We start from the raw sequence: 17,610 nt of genomic DNA, 5'->3' as shown, positions 1-17,610 counted from the left end.
AGTTAACCAAAGGAGGTTCTTTATGAAAAGATATTACGTAGGTTTAACTTTCCTTATGATCTTTATGCTTATTGGAAGCTCTATACCAAAAGTATATGCAAGCGAAAGTATACCTGAAATATCCTTAAATAAAACTAAGACTAAGGCTATGGACTTTGAAGGCGTATATGTTCCCCTGAGTCAAGAGGTTTCTGAAAATAATAATATAAATTCTATAGACCTTTATAAAGAAACTAATAACGTAGTGGAGGTTATAAGTTTTGGTAACAATAAGGTACTTGTATCAAAGGAGGATATAGACCTTATGTCTAAAACTGTATCTGCAGAAAGCAAAGGAGAGCCCTATGAGGGAAAAGTTGCAGTTGCTTCTGTAATATTAAATCGAGCGTCTCATCCAAGCTTTCCTAAAACAATAAGGGATGTTATAATTCAAAAAAATGCATTTTCTTGTGTAAAAGATAATACTGTATATGAAAATCCTGACGATAGCTGCTATAGTGCTGTTATGGATGCAATAAAAGGTAATGATCCAACAAATAAAGCTGTGTTTTTTTACAACCCAAATACTGCAACTTCTAAGTGGATGAAAAATATAAATAAATCTAATATAAAAACCATAGGAAATCATGTGTTTTTCGATGTAAATTAAAATAAAAACAATATAAATTATAAAAATAGCTTCCCAAAGAAATAACTTTGGGAAGCCTTATTATATTCTTTTGTAGTCTACATAGCTTACAGCACTTAAAGCTGCTATTAATCCTTCTCCAGATGCTTTAATGTACTGATAAGGTCTACCAATACAGTCTCCTGCTGCAAAACACCCTTCTATATTAGTTTTCATAGTTCTATCCACTTTAATGTGGCCTTCTTCCATAAGAAGTCCTGGTACTAATTGTGCTGGAGATATGCTGTCCTTTAAAATAAATAAGCCATCCGTTTCTAACTGTCTAGAACTTAGGATAAGCTTTTCTACCCTATCTTTACCTATTATATCTATAGGTCTATCTTCTACTATCTCTATACCATCTCTTAACTCATAATTAGACTTATACATTGGTATATAATAAAGTTTAGATGCAAGTTCACTAACATAATTTGCTTCCTCTTCTGCCTCTTTATTATATCCAATTACAGTAACTACCTTATTTCTATATAAAGGTGCATCGCAGGTAGCACAATAACCTACGCCTTTACCAAGAAATTCTTCTTCTCCTTTTAAAGGCTTTGTATATTCTATGCCTGTTGCAACAATTACTGATTTAGCCTCGTAAATTGTTTCATTTACCATAATAGAAAAATACTCTCCCATAGCATATATATTATTAACTCTTTCATAGGTAATCTCTATATTCATTGATTCTATATGTTCCTTGAATTTTTCTTTAAGTTCTAAACCACTTATATCATGAAATCCCAAATAATTATTTATCTTTGGGGCCTTTATAAGTTTGCTACTAAAATCTTCATATCCAAATATAATTATATTTTTATTTCTTATCTTTGCATTTATCGCAGCGGATAATCCCGCAGGTCCACTGCCTATAATAGCTATATCATACCTTTGCATAATTATGCCTCCTTAAATTAGAGGAAATTAAATAATTCTAAGATTAAGCTAGATACCCACTTTGAGTAATTACTCACTTTGCTTGAACCTTAGAATCACCTATATAAATAAATTTCCATAAATGTATTATACCAGTCAATGTTTTATAGATACTATACATTAACTAAAAGTATATAAAACACTCTTATCTTTTAATTAATTAAATATGCTTTTTAACTAATTGTTCTAATTCAGCTTTTGGTCTAAAACCTACCATAGTATCTACCACTTTACCATCCTTAAATACAAGTAGTGTTGGTATACTTGCTATATTAAAGTTTTGAGAACTTTGTGGATTTTCATCTACATTCACCTTTGCAAATTTCGCAGTAGTAACTTCATTGGATAACTCCTCTATTACTGGTGATAACATCTTACAAGGACCGCACCATGATGCCCAAAAGTCCACCACTACAACTCCACTTTGATTTTGAACCTCTTCTTTAAAATTTGAATCCAATACTTCTTTCATCATAATATTATACCTCCTAAAATTATACCCCTATCGGGTATGCCTTGTTTATATTTTATTACATATAACAATAATAGTCAACTTTTATATATCCATCAACCCAATATATTTACCACTAAGATTAATTATACCCCTTCTACTTCTCAAAGGTTCCTTTTGATAGCAATGTTCCTTGATTAAAAACTTCTTTTCCATTATAAAATACATTTGTTATATTTAAATCAGAGTCTACCATAACTAAATCTGCATCTTTGGACTTAACAATTGATCCCTTATCATTAAGCTTTAATACTTTTGCTACATTTGAAGTTATAGTCCTTATAGCATCCTCTACTGGGACTTTGTCTTTCAAAATAGCGTCTTTTACTTCTCTATAAAGAGATTTAACAGAACCTATTCCAAGGCCTATAATCTGTCTTTTTTCATCAAATATAGGAAGACTCCCCTCACCATCTGAAGAAAATGTTATTTGATATATTGATATACCTTCATCTAATAATAATTTCAATCCCTTACTTGCTTTAACCTCATCTTTTTCTAAAAAGTCCGGATCAGAACTAGTTGTAAGATCTAAGTATCCTCCTTTTTTCCCAAAATTAATAGCTTCATTAAATAATTCAATGCTCCTATTTATATGAGTTGGTACAAATTGAGTTATAGGTATCTCAGTGTCTTCTATTATTTTATTTAAATAATCCATCTTTCTTTTGCCGTCACCTAAATGTATGTGTACTATACCAGCCTTGCCTGAAAGTATTCCAGCAACTCTTGCATGGGAGCTAAGTCTTACAAACTCTTCATAGGTAGGTTGAGATGATCTATGATCCGAAAGAGCAATTTCGCCAACACCTATAATCTTATCTATTAACATGATATCTTCTTTTATATTTCCTGTTATTGTCTTCACCGGAACTTCATAAGAACCGGTATATAAATAAGTAGTCATACCTTCTTCCTCAAGCCCTTTAGCCTTAGCAAATAAAGCATTCATATTTCTACAAACCCCATCCGTTCCAAGACATCCAACTACAGTGGTTATACCAGCCTCTATTAAATCAGACAGCTGTATTTCTGGAGTCCTTGTTTTAAAGCCTCCTTCTCCACCTCCACCTATTAAGTGAACATGTGCATCTATAAATCCTGGAAATAATAATTTTCCGCTACCATCTATAACTTTAATATCTAAAAAGTCCTTTGGTACTTCTATGCAATCTTTTATCTCTTCTATTTTTCCTCCTGCGATAGCTATATCTTTCTTCCCTAAATAATCTGGGGCATAAACTTCAACATTTTTTATTATAGTAATCATATTAAATCACACACCCTTTCTTTAATTTTTAAGCGCTTCCCTAACTTCCAATCATTTCCTTAATTTTTAAGTATTTCTTGGATCTTCGAATTATTGTATATAGAATTTTGGAACATATCCTCTATCTTTTTAGCATACTCTTTTGATTTTTTGTTATCTGTATCTTTATATATTATTGCCATATTATATAACACTATATCTTCATAGCCCTGTCCTTCATATAAATTTATATATTCATCATAATATTTTACCGCTTCTTCTACATTTCCTTCTTTTTCATATAGAGTTCCTAAATAATATATTATGTGAGGGTTTAAATAACTTTCTTTAGAATAATCATAAGCTTTTAAAAAGTTATTTATGGCTTCTTTATTATCTTCTCCCAAATATGTAGTTCCTAATTCATAAAAATACTTTCCGCCCTGGTCTATAAGTAAGGCTTCTCCTTTTACAAATAAACTTTTTTCATTTAAAGTTAAAGGTTTATTGTTCCACGCTTTCACAAAGCTATAAATTTCATTAAAATCTTTGTTATCTAAAGATGTTTTAAACTGTTCATAAGGGAAACTTTTATTTTCATCTGTTTTTTCATCCTCCTTGGTGTCATTTGTATCTTCACCTTTATCTTCAATGTTATCCGCTTCTATTTCTTTATCTATTTCTAAGGCTTCATTCTCTTTTTCATCATCTTTTTTATTCTCTTTAATTTTCTCTTGCTTTTTAGCTTCTTTTTTATTATGATAGCTGGAATATGCTTGTCCTATTTTAATCTTTCCAAAAGGATAAATATAAGTTTTTATACTCCATACTAACCCAAATAAAATAATTATAGAAAATGTGAAAACTGCAACTTTTTCATAAGGAAATTTATACTTTAAAACTCCAAATTTTTTAAGCATTCTTTTATTTTCTAAAGCCACCTTATTTTTTTTATCTATTAATAAGACCTTCTCTACATATTCCTTAGCTTTCTCATATTCACCTTTTTTAATATACAATAAAGCTAGTGCATTATATACATTTATGCTATTAAATGAACTTTGTTCACACACATTTAAAATTTCCATAGCCTCTGGTAATTTTAATTCTTTCAAATACTTTACAGCTTGCTTATATAAATTTTCTTTTTCTTTATCACCATTAGAATCTTCTAGATATTTTTTAGCTACAGAATCATTACTTACATCTTTATTTATCTTCCAAAGAGAAGTAGCCCCCTTAAGATCACCCTTTATGTAAAATAATAATCCCTTAAGATTTATTATAGGTGCATTTTTTAAATCCTCAGATATTCCTTTTTCACAAAGCTTTAAAGCCTTATCTATGTTCCCCTCTTGGTATAATTTCATTGCCTTTGAGTATATTCTTTTTGACGTGTTATCCATGTAGTTCTCCTTTTCCCTATGCTTATAATAATTATTAATCTTTTCTTAATTCATTATAGTTTCCGTATATATGCTTTCTTTAATTCATTATAATTGTTATATATATATGTTTTCCTTAATTCATTATAATTACTATGTAAATGTTTTAAAACTACTTTTTTAGATAAAATAAAAATCTTTGTCCTATTAAATATAATTATACCAATGATTTCTATCATATATTAATGTTAATTTAAAATAAAAAAGCTACCTTAAGCTAAAAGGTAGCTATATCCTTATTCTATTAACTAAACTATGCTTGTTAAAACTTTAATATATTTGTAACTAATTTTCACCTACAATGTAGTATTATAATTTTATATCCTAGTTTTGTGGTGGTGTTAGTATTTGCAGGATACTCCAGTTTTTATCTGTCTTTTGTTTGATTAAGACAAAATAATTGTAGTAAGTTGAACTTTTAAGTTTTGTATCTGCACTAGTATTTATTTCATAATCTGACATTACACCATAGACTTTAAAATCATATTTATTATTTTTACCTAGTGATGCATCTGTTACATCTACTATTCTATTTATATTTAATTTATTTATGTCCTTAATATCACCAATATAATTTTTATATTCCTGTTTGAAATTTTTTTCAAATAGGTTTAAAGCTGCATCCTTATTTCCTTCATTTATATTCCTTGAAAAATCATATAATAAGGTTACAGAATTTTCTTTAGAGTTTGTTACTTCTTTATAATTTATAGTTCTTTTTTCTTCATGATATTCTTGTTTTAAATCATCATTGAAGGAAATTGTTTTTAATTCTAAGCTATCTTTGTTATTTTCTACACTAGTAATCTTTTCTTTATTAGCTGTTGGATTGTAAACTAAACTAGCTTTCATAGTATCTAAATTTATTGAATACAGGTTACCCCCAGGAGATATATCATGATTTTCTATACCTACTATTACAAATATATTTTTATCATCTGCCCATTCTAAATACATTGGGTAATTCTTATCTTTTTCTTTACCTTCTAAAGATATCTTCCACGCCTCATTTTTAGCATTATCTCTTACTATTATGCTTCCACTTTTATCTTTTAAATAGTAACTTCCTTTCCCTTCAATACAAATGGAAGTGTCCATATTAAAAGAAGAAATCCAAGGTGTTGAATCTTGTGGCTTATAATCATAACTTATAGTTTCCTTTGTAAACAAAGGTATAATTTCACTTTTATCATAAGTTTCATCTGCCAACCTTTTAGATATAGCCTTATATTCATCTTTATTTATCTCTAATACTACAGTGTTTCTATCTTCTTTGGAACTTCTATTTTCTTCGTTACTTATATCCATACCTTTATTACCTAAGTTCTCACTTTTTAATTTCAAATCCTTATTCAAGTCTTCTTTAGGATCTACTATTGCCATCTTCAAGCTTTCATCTTTATTGAATATATTCCTATTTAAATAAGGTGCAGACATTAAAAACACAAAGGCAAACACTGCCAAGGTAATATATCTTTTAGAATTCCTAAAAAAGTGGAATTTTATTTTTTTAGGAATGCTTTTAGAATATCTGCTTTTATCTATGGATGCAACTATGTCTCCTCTAAGATTAGTAAACATGGTGGTATTTATGTCTAATGAATCTTTTAATGTGTTTTCTATTCCCATTTCCTTTTCATAGATATCCCTGCAATTAGGGCATTTATTTATATGTTCTTCCATAGAAATTTTCATATCATTTTGTAAATTATCTTCTATATAATCATAAATCTTTTTTCTGAAAACATCACACTTCATATAAATACTACACCCCTTTTATGTTTTCTCTCTTATCAATAAAAAAGGCTCTAAATTTATCTCTACATTTATAGTATCTCCTTTTTACTGCTGATTCACTCATATTCATAATTTCGGAAATATCCAAAAAAGTTAAGCTTTCAGTATATCTTAAAATTATTATTTGTCTATCTATATCTGAAAGTCCATTAATAAATTTTTCTACAACAACCTTTACTTCTTTAAATTCTAATATTTCCTCTGGTGAAGGCTCTTTTGAAGAAACACTTATAATATCTTCAATATTAGCTTCATAAACTCTTTTATATTTTCTTATATAGTCTATACACTTATTCCTAGCTATTTGCAGAATCCAATTAGAAAATTTATATTGAGGATTATACATATATAACTTATTATAAATTGTTATAAACACTTCTTGAGTTATATCTTCTGCTGCTTCTTTATCCTTTATCATTCCATATACAAATTTAATTATGTTTGATTGGTATTTATTAACCATTATATTAAAACTATCAATATTACCTGCTAAAATTTCTTTTACAAGTTTTAAATCTTCATCCAAAAATAACACGCTCCTAATCCATGTAATAATGGATGCATCTATTCCTATTCATAATATATACGTAAGCTTTAAGGTGTAGTTACATCTAATTTAAATTATATCAAAAAATCACAGGTTAATCCTGTGATTTTTGAAAAATATATATTCATTTTTTATTCCTGATCTAATATTATTTGTTTAGCTCCTAATATTGAAGATGCACTCATAGAAAATTCATCTAATCCATATTCTATTAATGTAGGTATAGCTTCTATATCTCCTGCCATTTCCCCACACATCCCGCACCATTTGCCCTCACTATGAGCTCCTTCTATAGTCATCTTTATTAGACTTAATACAGCTGGATGCATTGGATCGTAAAGGTATGATACTTTTTCACTCATTCTATCTGCTGCTAGGGTATATTGAATAAGATCATTTGTACCTATAGAGAAAAAATCAACATGTTTTGCAAGTTCCTTTGCACAGATTGCGGCTGCTGGTATTTCCACCATAATGCCCCACTCTATATTATCACTATATTTTATATCCTCTGATTTTAATTCTTTCTTACATTCTTCTACTATTTCTTTAGCCTTTAAAAATTCATTTAAAGAAGATATCATAGGAAACATTACTTTTAAGTTTCCAAATACAGAAGCTCTAAGTAGTGCCCTTAGTTGTACTTTAAATATGTCCACTCTATCAAGACATAATCTTATAGCCCTATATCCTAAGAAAGGATTCATTTCCTCTGGTAACGGAAGGTAGGATAACTTTTTATCTCCTCCAATGTCTAGAGTCCTTATAACTACAGGTTTATCCTCCATCTTTTCTAGAACATATTTATAAGATTCAAATTGTTCCTCTTCTGTTGGGAATTTATCTTTATCCATATATAAAAATTCTGTTCTAAAGAGCCCAACTCCATCAGCTCCATTTTCTATAACCTTATTTACATCTTCTGGCTGTCCTATGTTTCCTGATACATCTATTCTTTTACCAGATTTTGTAGAGGTCTTAACTTCTATAAGTCTCTTTAATTCTTCTACTTCTTTATTATAACTTTTAGCTTTTTCTTCATATATTTTAATAGTTTCTTTATCTGGATTTATTATTACATTTCCTTCAATACCATCCACTATTACAAGGTCCTTATTTTTAACTAATGAAGTTATATCCTTCATGCCAACCACCGCTGGAATTTCAAGAGTTCTTGCCATTATAGCACTATGAGAAGTTCTTCCTCCAATATTAGTTAAAAATGCAATTACCTTTTCTTTGTCTAATTGCGCTGTATCTGATGGTGTTAAATCATCTGCAACTAGTATGGTGTTTTCTTCTTGAATTTCAAGGCCTTTAACTTTTCCTAAAAGATTCAATATTATTCTATTAGAAACATCTTTTATATCGGCAGCTCTTTCTTTCATATATTCATCTTCCATTTTTTCGAATATACTTAAGAATGATCCTGATACCACACTTACAGCTTTTTCTGCATTAGTTTTATTATCTTCAATTTCTAATTTAATAGCTCCTACAAATTCAGGGTCTTCTAAAAGCATAATGTGACTTTCAAAAACAGCAGCCTTTTCTTCTCCCATATTTTCAAAAGCCTTTTGTTTAACTTCTTCTATTTGGGTTCTAGACAGATCTAAAGCTTTTACCAATCTTTCTATTTCACCTTTAGTATCCTTTACCTTATCATTAATTATTATTATCTCTTCATTTTCTTTTATTGACACATATCCAATAGCGTATCCTTTTGAAGCGGCTATACCTTTTTTCATAATTCTTCCTGACTTAAATAATTAAAGTCAGGATTTTCACCCACCTTTCATTTGTATAAGTTATCTAAATAATAGTATTATCTTTATTTTAAAAAGTTCTTCATGTTATTAACTTTTGTCAGAATCCTATTTTATTAGCTTTTATCACAATTCTACCTTATAATACATAAAGCAATATTCATGCCAAGTGTCCTACTAATTTTATATATTTATACGTTTTAAAGTAGTGTAAAAGAAAGTCTCAAAATTAAGCCAATTTAAATTCTACTATTTATATTACTTAACATATCTAAGCTTATCTCCATCAAACTTTATACACATTACTGCAGTTATACTTTTACTAACTACATTTATATTATATAAAATAGAACTATTAAATCTTTTGTTTTTATTTGCATATTATCCATGTAAATATTTATTATAGTAAAATTTTTAACTTATATACATCATGGTATCACAATAAGCTGATAAATTTTATCAACCCTTATTTATTAATAATATTTTACCCTAAATTACCCTTATATAAGTGTGGGAAAACATGTATACATAATATATTTTTATATTTATGGATTTTAAAACCTTTACATCTTTGTTTTTGTAAGATACTTCTATTTATATAGATTTATATTTATCTGTGTAGTATGATAGTGTTGATAAAAAGTATCAGTTTTGTTAAATTTGTTGATACTTTTTATCAATGCTTATTTATATTAATACTATTTTAGGAGGTTAAAGATGTTTTCAAAAGATATTGTTATAAAAATTCATAACGGTCTTCATACTAGAGTGGCTGCTATGCTAATAAATAAATGTGATGAGCTTATTTTAAAACATTTAAGCAAAATTTATATAAGCACTAACTATGCAAAGGATCCAATTGCTATAAGCATGCTTGCTCTTTTGTCTTTAAAAATTAGAGAAGGTGAAACTATAACTATTTCTTCTGAAAATAAAAAGGCTGTGGATGAACTTAGTGCTTTCATAACTAATATACTTCCAGGAACTTCACCACATATGAAGGCCATAGACGCAATTTTAGAAGAAACTAATATAGCTAATGAACAAATAATAGAGAACATACCAATAGGTATAATAGTAATAGATATAAATTCAAATATAACAACTATAAATGACTATGCCTTAAAGATTATAGATAAAACTTCCAAAGATGTCTTAGGTAAAGATGTAAAAGATATAATTCCAAACTCCGATCTTCCTAATCTCATTATATCAAAGATTAAACATTTAGGTAAAATCCAGCATATAAATAATCATATAACCATGGTTAATAGAAGTCCTATATTCTCTAACAATAAGGTTATTGGTGCTATAGGTGTCTTTCAAGACATTTCAGAAATTGCTAGCATGAAAGAAGTTAATGAAAAGTTTAAAAAGATTTTAGCCTCTTCTCATGATATGATTTGTTTTGTAGATGCAGATGGTTATATAAGCTATGTAAATCCATCTTACGCTAAAAATTATAACTTAAATAGTAATTCTATTTTGGGTAAAAACATTAAGGATATCTCACCTAAAGGTATTAGGATGAAAGTACTTACTTCAAAAGAAAAGATAGAAGATATAATATACAAAAAGGAAGGCATTAATTTAATATCTACAGTAGAACCTATATTTATTGATGGTGAATTTAAAGGCATCATCTCTACCTCTAAAAGGGTAGAAGATATAAAAGATTTAATGAATAAGCTTAAACAGTCTCAAAAAGAATTAGACTATTATAAAGAGGAACTAACACGTCATACTAGCTTAAAATCTACATTTGACGACATAATAGGATATAATAGAAACTTCACAAAGGTTTTAGATGTTTGTGAAAAAGCTTCCCAGGGCACTTCTACTGTACTTATTACTGGTGAAAGTGGCACAGGAAAAGAACTTATAGCTAAAGCAATACATAATAATAGCAAAAGAAAGAATAAACCCTTTGTTAAAGTTAACTGTGCTGCCATTCCTGAAAATTTATTAGAAAGCGAACTTTTTGGTTATGAAAAAGGAGCCTTCACAGGTGCCATTAAAAATAAACCTGGTAAGTTTGCTATTGCAGATGGGGGCACTATATTTTTAGATGAAATAGGAGATATGTTATTATCTATGCAAGCAAAACTGTTAAGAGTTCTTCAAGAAATGGAAATCGAAAGCCTTGGTGGTACTTCACCACAAAAAATTGATGTTAGAGTTATAGCTGCAACTAATAAGGATCTATCTTCTATGATAAAAGATAAAACCTTTAGAGAGGATTTATTTTATAGACTTAATGTTATTCCTATTACCTTACCTCCCCTTAGGGAAAGAAAAGAAGATATAGAACCTTTAGTTGAGCATTTTATCATAAAACTCAACAAGAAATTAGATAAAAATGTTCTTGAAGTAAATAAAAAGGGTCTTTCTTTGCTTCAAGAGTATCACTGGCCTGGCAATATTCGCGAACTTGAAAATATAATTGAAAGAGCTATAAACCTTTGCGAAGGAGTTATAATTACACAAGAAGACTTCCCTATATATATTCAAAAAGACATGGAAAAAGAAACGGCTTTAATTAATACTCCAAATGGGGAAATCTTAAACTTTCAGGAATATGAAAAAGAAATAATAAAACTTGCTATGAAAAAATATAAAAGTTTTAATAAGGCAGGAAAAGCGCTAGGACTTACCCACAGAACTGTATCTTTAAAGTGCAAAAAATATGATATTTCTGTGGATTAATTGTTAATTTAAACTTTTAATGAATTATAAGCTATGTTTAAAAGATTATTTTATGTTACTTAAAGTGACTTAACTCATACTTAAAGAGTATTTTAAATTAAAAGGACTTAACTTATACTTTAAAAGCACTTTAAATTATGATGACGTAACTTATTACTTTAAATTATAAGTACTGAGCCTATACTTAAAGAATACTTTAAGTATAGGCTCAGTACTTTGAAATTTTAAAAGTTAATTAAATCATTAAATTCTTTGTACTTTCTAACATTATTAAAATCTGTTTCTTCCTTTGCTGCCTCTTTTACTTTAGGATCTAATTCTATTGCCTTTTCCATAGATCTTAAAGTGTTTTCTAAGTCTCCATACCTACCATATATACTAGCCTTTCCATAATAGCTCCATACATAGTCTTCAATCTCTAAGGCCTCATCATATAATTTTAGAGATTCCTCATACTTTCCAAATAGTTCATAAATTAAAGCTTTATTAAATCTTGAGTAACCAAACTCTGGATTTATCTCTAAAGATTTATCTATATACTCTAAGCCTTTTTCAAAATTACCTTTGTAGCCTGTAGCTATACCTTTTATATTATAGGCTTTATAATTATTTTCATCTAAATCTATAACTTCATCACACTTTTGTATGGCTTCATCATATTTTCCATCATAAAACTTAGCCAAGGCTTCTTCGTTTTTGCTATCTAATTCTTTATTTTTCTCATTAGTTGCAATAATTTTAGCATTTTCATCTTTCTTTTCTTTTAAAATAATCTCTTGCTTTTCTTCTATTTTCTCTAACTTAATCCCTTCTTCATACCTTGTATAAGATATTACAAACACAGCTAAAAAAGTTAATACTGTAAATAGCCTAATCTTTATTTTTACATCTTTATTCATATGCATTTTTTACCCCTTCTAATTCATTGATAAAAAATTTCTTTTTTATTTCTTCTAAAAATATTGTAACGGCTAAAATGTCTGCACTTCCACCAGGACTAATTTTCCTTTTAATAAAGTCTTCTTCTAGCGACATTATTTCTTTTATTCCTTCTTCTTTGCACATTCCTCCAAGATCTAATATATACCTTGATCTTTCCTTTACTTCATTTAGTGTATCTATTGAATGTCTATATAGTATAGTTGTATCATCACAATATTGCATTATTCCAATAAGTGTATTTACTATTCTATCTTTATGTACTAATAACTTATTTTCTTCATAAAAGGGAAGTGAATAATTAAAAACTAATGGAAGGCCTTTTTCAACTTCCTTGCGAACTCCCTTTATTCCATATTTTAAATATAATTTTTCACCATGAGATAGATCCTTTTTTAAGTTAATATCTTTAAAATCTTTCTTTGTAATTCCTTTTGTCATAGCTTTAATATTACCTTGAATTGATTTAAAATCTTGATTTTCATAAAGAGTTTTGGATACTGCAGCTACAGTTATACCCATAACAAATAACATACCCTTATGAGTATTTATTCCTGAAGTTTTTAAAAACATTTCCTTTTCTGCCTCTATGCCTATGTCCCTTATATTTTTAAATATTTCTTCATGGCTTTTATTAGAATAACCTTCCTTAGAAAAAAGTAACATGAACCTTATAAGTGCAGTTGTACTATCTATGAATTTATAATAATCCATATCACTATGTGACCCTGAATTAATTGGGGATACAAGCCCTGGTTTAGGGTAGGTTAAAACCTCATATAACATTGCTTGCACTGCAAGCTCTCCTATACTAAAGGATATGAGCCCTATTTCATCTTTACCCTTCATTTACAGCCCCCTTGAACCATTTATAACTTTTCTCTATGTAATCTACTACATCTTTAAATTCATGGTTTTCTGATCTTACACAAATCATAGCATTTTCATCACATATAAAACATCGTCTTGGAGCTTTACCTAATATTTTTCGAGATATACTCTTTTTATCATCACTAGAATATACATCTATATCAACACATCTACCTAAAGGATGATTGTCTTCAATTTCAACACACATCTTTTTAACCTCTAAAGATTCTTTATCTAAAATCATAGTAATATTAGGTCCCTCTGCTGTTATTGTGATAAGCTTAAATACATTTACACTGCCAAACATAGCATCTAAAAGTTTGTCCATAACCATTATTATTCCTTGTGATGTACTATTATCTTTCATTATCCCTGGATAGTTTACCCTTATAAAGACTAATGTTTTATCAAATCTATCCAAAAGTTCTTCTTGGAAACTTACCCTTTTTTCCCTCTCTACTAAAATATCCTCTTTAGTGTAATTCATATTTTTTTCGAAGACTTAACTTATGTTATATCTCCTGCTATCTCCTTTCCAATTTCAGTTTGTAAAAACTCTAAAGTCACACTTGGAAGAAGGGCTTCTAACTTATTAATATCCCCATTCTTTATTAATGTTCTAACTTTAGAGGCACTTATTGCTTCACCATCTATAGACATTCTAGGTATTACAGTTAAATCAATATTAAACTTTTCTAATTGTTTAAGTAAGGAATCATTATAGGCACTTGTTACGTTACAATAGGGCTCTTCGCCTACAAATCTTCTATCTATATTTAATTCTTTACAAAAATACTTTGCAAATATACCTGCATCTATATCTGTATATGTTTTTAATATATCATCCTCTTTTTTTAAGAAATATGTAGGAAATGTAGCCAAAGATATAATATACTCCCCGCCCCTAATAACCTTAACATTATTCAAATCAAAAGTTCCATCTTTAACCATATTATATCGGCTTTCAAATGGAAAAACTGACTTATCCTCTTCTACTACAAATACCAAAACCTCGTTTGAAACCTTTGAAGCCTTTTCAATTAAGTATCGGTGACCTTTGGTGAAAGGATTGCAATTCATAACCAAAGCAGATCTTGATTTAGTAATATCTATATTATGCTTTTTAATAAGCTTTTTAATATGATCATGAATATCATATATACCACTTTCAAGCAAGGCTGCCTTTTGTGCTTTATATAAAAGCTTAAATCCTAAAGATGAGAATATATCTATATTTTCAGGTTTTGTAAATATAAAGCTATGATATATTTCTTCATAAAATAACCTATCTAAAAGTGAGTTTACGAGCATTGCAGTAATTCCTTCACCTTGTAACTTATGATTTATAGCAAAACCTTTTAAGATATTTTTACCCTTAGATGCTGTAGCTACTATATCACCTTTTTCCCTTAAAACTACTGTATAATCTATATCTTTTTCGTAATTTAAGTTAAAGGTATTTAAAAATCTTTTAACTTCATTTCTTTCTTCTTCATTGTTAATATCAATAATTTCTATTTGCAATCCATCCATTTGAATCACCTATTCCTATTTTTAATAATTTAATTTTAGCTATATATTTCAAAAAAGCAGATGAATAAATATAACAGTTTATTTAATCATTTAGACTTTTTTAGTTTAAGTAATATAACTATTTTAGTTTTAGAAGGAGACTTAAACTCCATCTAAAACTTATTTTTCTATCTATTCTTTCGTTTTTCTAATAACATCTATCACAGTTCCATCTCTGTATTCAACTACTGCTACTATATCTTCTTTTAATTCTATATCTTTTGGTTTTCCTGTTAACTCTTCACATATATTTTTTAGCTTTTCTATAGTCATTATAGGAAGATTTGTTCCTTTTAATTTTTCTATTAAATCCTGCCTTCTTGGGTTTATTGCAATACCTCTTTCTGTTACTAAAACATCTATGGTTTCTCCTGGAGTATTAACTGTTGTAATCTTATCTCTAATTAAAGGTAGTCTTGCCTTCATAAGATTAGAAACTATTATTGTAAGTTTAGCTCCTGCTGCTGTATCGCTGTGTCCTCCTGATCCTCCCATTATAGTTCCATCTGATGCTGTTGTAACATTTACATTGAAATTTGTGTCTATTTCTGTAGCTCCTAAAATAACAATATCTAGCTTATTTACTACAGCTCCTTTATTATGAGGATTCCCATACATAGATGCTGACATTCTTTGATGTTTATGGCTTGTAGAATAAGACTCCACTGCCTTTAAATCAAAACATTGCACATCAAATAAGTATTGAAATAACCCTTCTTTGAACATATCTACAATATATCCTGTTATTCCACCTGAAGCAAAGCTGCCTTTTATATTATCTCTTATCATTATATCTTTTAATTCCTGTGCTACAGCAAGTGATATACCCCCAGCGCCTGTTTGAAAGGACATTCCATCCTTAATTAATCCGGAAGCTTCCATAACCCCTGCAGCCATTTTAGCTATTTTAAGTCCCACAGGATCTTTAGTTATCTTTGTTGTTCCTGAAACTATGCCTTCAGGATCACCTATAGAATCTACAACTACAACATAATCTACATAGATTTGACTTATTTCAATAGGACAGTTTGGATAAGGAACTATAGTATCTGTAATAGCTATAACCTTATCTGCATACTCTGCATCTGCTATAGCGTAACCTAAAGCTCCACAAGCAGATTTCCCATTTAGTCCATTTATATTTCCATAATCATCAGATGTTGGTGCTGCAATAAATGCCACATCTATTTTTACATCACCACTTTCAATAGCTCTTCCCCTACCTCCATGTGTTTGCATTATAGCTGGATTTTTTAAACCACCTTCTGAAATGCACTTAGCCACAGGTCCTGATATGTAACTTGCTATTATGTTTGTTACTATGCCTTTTTTTATATATTCTACTAAGGGTGCATGTACTGGAAATATAGCACTTGCAGCCACAGTTAAATCTTTTACTCCTCTTTCAGCTATTTTCTCTAAAACCATATTAAATACCTTATCACCATTTCTTAAATGATGATGAAAGGATATTGTCATACCATCTTTTATATCTACCTTGTCTAAAGCTTCATCTATAGACTCTAAAATCTTTTTATCCTCTGGTCCTACAGAACTTTCTTTAACTGAGGTCTTTCTTTTTACTATTGAATTTTGATATGCTCCATTAAATGGAACCACACTTCCATAACCTTCTATATATTCTGGAATATCTCTTTCTATATAGTTATTCATAAGTCTATCCCACCTTTTTTGATTGTTTTATTACTTTTAAATTATATAAGATTTAATAATTTAGCTAGTTCTACAGTTGTTGTTGCTCTATTTATTATAGGTGCATCTATCATCTTTCCATCTAAAGAAAATACACCTTTTCCTTCTCTTTCAGCTTGTTCCATAGCCTTTAGCACTCTTAATGCGTGATTTACCTCTTCTTTTGTAGGTGCAAAAACACTATGTATACTGTCTATTTGTCTTGGGTTTATTGCAGACTTTCCAGTAAGTCCAAGACCTTTTGCTTTTAATGTATCTTTTTCTAATCCTTCAAAGTCATTAGTGTCTGTAAAAGGAGTATCTATAGAATCTATTTTAAAGGCTCTACATACTGTAGCTACCCTATTTCTCGCATAAAATATTTCTTCCCCATCTTTTGTTCTCTTTATACCTAAATCAGAGGTCAAGTCTTCTCCACCTAATAAAATAGCAACTACTCTCTTTGAAGCATTTATTACATTATATACAGTTTCAAGTCCAAAAGCTGTTTCTATAAGTGGTATTATCTTTATAGACCCTTTTTTAAACCCTTCTTCTTCTTCTATTTTATTCAATATTTCATGAGCTTCTCTTATTTCATTTTCATCAGCCTTTGGTACCATTATGCTGTCAGGCTTAGTTCTTGCTATAACGTCTAAATCTAAATGGCCAAACTCTGTATCTAGTGGATTAATTCTAACTACCACCTCTACAGAGGAGTAATCCACATTTTTTATAGCTTCTCTAACCAATACTCTAGCACTATCTTTTTCTGTTATGCTTACTGCATCTTCTAAGTCTAAAATTATAGAATCAGCACCTAGTATAGCTGCATTTTGAAGCATCCCTGGATTATTTCCAGGCATAAAAAGCATAGTTCTTCTTAATTTTTTCATTTGAAATACAC

At 29.0% G+C, this 17,610-nt stretch carries 15 protein-coding genes; 2 read left to right on the top strand and 13 right to left on the bottom strand.

Annotated features, from left to right (window positions below):
* Positions 1-22: 22 nt before the first annotated feature.
* Positions 23-649, top strand: coding sequence for a cell wall hydrolase (locus BD821_RS06145; protein WP_226104654.1), 627 nt, complete (start codon positions 23-25; stop codon positions 647-649).
* A gap of 60 nt (positions 650-709) precedes the next feature.
* Here BD821_RS06145 and BD821_RS06140 read toward each other — a convergent pair whose 3' ends face one another.
* From BD821_RS06140 to ptsP, 7 genes are all read right to left on the bottom strand, one after another.
* Positions 710-1,570 carry an NAD(P)/FAD-dependent oxidoreductase gene (locus BD821_RS06140; RefSeq protein WP_207719917.1) on the bottom strand — a complete coding sequence of 287 codons (861 nt, stop codon included), beginning with the start codon at positions 1,568-1,570 and terminating at the stop codon, positions 710-712.
* Positions 1,571-1,769: 199 nt separating this feature from the next.
* Positions 1,770-2,084, bottom strand: coding sequence for a thioredoxin (gene trxA / locus BD821_RS06135; RefSeq protein ID WP_104409729.1), 315 nt, complete (start codon positions 2,082-2,084; stop codon positions 1,770-1,772).
* A 133-nt stretch (positions 2,085-2,217) separates the two neighbouring features.
* Positions 2,218-3,390: a beta-aspartyl-peptidase gene (gene iadA, locus BD821_RS06130; protein WP_104409728.1), complete on the bottom strand. Its 1,173-nt coding sequence runs from the start codon at positions 3,388-3,390 to the stop codon at positions 2,218-2,220.
* A 59-nt stretch (positions 3,391-3,449) separates the two neighbouring features.
* Complete coding sequence (locus tag BD821_RS06125; protein ID WP_104409727.1) at positions 3,450-4,775, bottom strand: tetratricopeptide repeat protein; 1,326 nt, start codon at positions 4,773-4,775, stop codon at positions 3,450-3,452.
* Between the two features lie 363 nt (positions 4,776-5,138).
* Entirely contained in the window at positions 5,139-6,572 is a 1,434-nt protein-coding gene (locus BD821_RS06120) for a DUF4652 domain-containing protein (RefSeq protein ID WP_104409726.1), read from the bottom strand.
* Between the two features lie 7 nt (positions 6,573-6,579).
* Positions 6,580-7,137 carry an RNA polymerase sigma factor gene (locus BD821_RS06115; RefSeq protein ID WP_104409725.1) on the bottom strand — a complete coding sequence of 186 codons (558 nt, stop codon included), beginning with the start codon at positions 7,135-7,137 and terminating at the stop codon, positions 6,580-6,582.
* Positions 7,138-7,289: 152 nt separating this feature from the next.
* Positions 7,290-8,906 carry a phosphoenolpyruvate--protein phosphotransferase gene (ptsP, locus tag BD821_RS06110; RefSeq protein ID WP_104409724.1) on the bottom strand — a complete coding sequence of 539 codons (1,617 nt, stop codon included), beginning with the start codon at positions 8,904-8,906 and terminating at the stop codon, positions 7,290-7,292.
* A 735-nt stretch (positions 8,907-9,641) separates the two neighbouring features.
* Here ptsP and BD821_RS06105 point away from each other — a divergent pair.
* Entirely contained in the window at positions 9,642-11,630 is a 1,989-nt protein-coding gene (locus BD821_RS06105) for a sigma 54-interacting transcriptional regulator (protein WP_104409723.1), read from the top strand.
* 224 nt (positions 11,631-11,854) lie between these two features.
* On the opposite strand, the gene BD821_RS06100 is transcribed toward BD821_RS06105, so the two are convergent.
* From BD821_RS06100 to BD821_RS06075, 6 genes are all read right to left on the bottom strand, one after another.
* Positions 11,855-12,529, bottom strand: a complete 675-nt coding sequence (locus BD821_RS06100; protein WP_242971466.1) for a tetratricopeptide repeat protein — start codon at positions 12,527-12,529, stop codon at positions 11,855-11,857.
* Positions 12,522-13,418, bottom strand: coding sequence for a triphosphoribosyl-dephospho-CoA synthase CitG (citG, locus tag BD821_RS06095; protein ID WP_104409721.1), 897 nt, complete (start codon positions 13,416-13,418; stop codon positions 12,522-12,524). The genes BD821_RS06100 and citG overlap by 8 nt, the downstream gene beginning before the upstream one ends.
* A complete protein-coding gene (gene citX, locus BD821_RS06090; protein WP_029451355.1) occupies positions 13,408-13,926 on the bottom strand; it encodes a citrate lyase holo-[acyl-carrier protein] synthase in 519 nt (172 codons plus the stop codon). The genes citG and citX overlap by 11 nt, the downstream gene beginning before the upstream one ends.
* 20 nt (positions 13,927-13,946) lie before the next feature.
* Entirely contained in the window at positions 13,947-14,972 is a 1,026-nt protein-coding gene (gene citC / locus BD821_RS06085; RefSeq protein WP_104409720.1) for a [citrate (pro-3S)-lyase] ligase, read from the bottom strand.
* Between the two features lie 171 nt (positions 14,973-15,143).
* Complete coding sequence (gene citF, locus BD821_RS06080; protein ID WP_104409719.1) at positions 15,144-16,685, bottom strand: citrate lyase subunit alpha; 1,542 nt, start codon at positions 16,683-16,685, stop codon at positions 15,144-15,146.
* 41 nt (positions 16,686-16,726) lie between these two features.
* Positions 16,727-17,599 (bottom strand): HpcH/HpaI aldolase/citrate lyase family protein, encoded by an 873-nt coding sequence (locus tag BD821_RS06075; protein WP_104409718.1) that lies wholly within the window; start codon positions 17,597-17,599, stop codon positions 16,727-16,729.
* Positions 17,600-17,610: the final 11 nt, after the last annotated feature.

It is taken from the genome of Clostridium algidicarnis DSM 15099, from assembly GCF_002934235.1.
In the GTDB taxonomy this organism is placed as follows: Bacteria; Bacillota; Clostridia; order Clostridiales; family Clostridiaceae; genus Clostridium_L; species Clostridium_L algidicarnis.
This window is presented reverse-complemented; position numbering and strand designations above follow the sequence as displayed.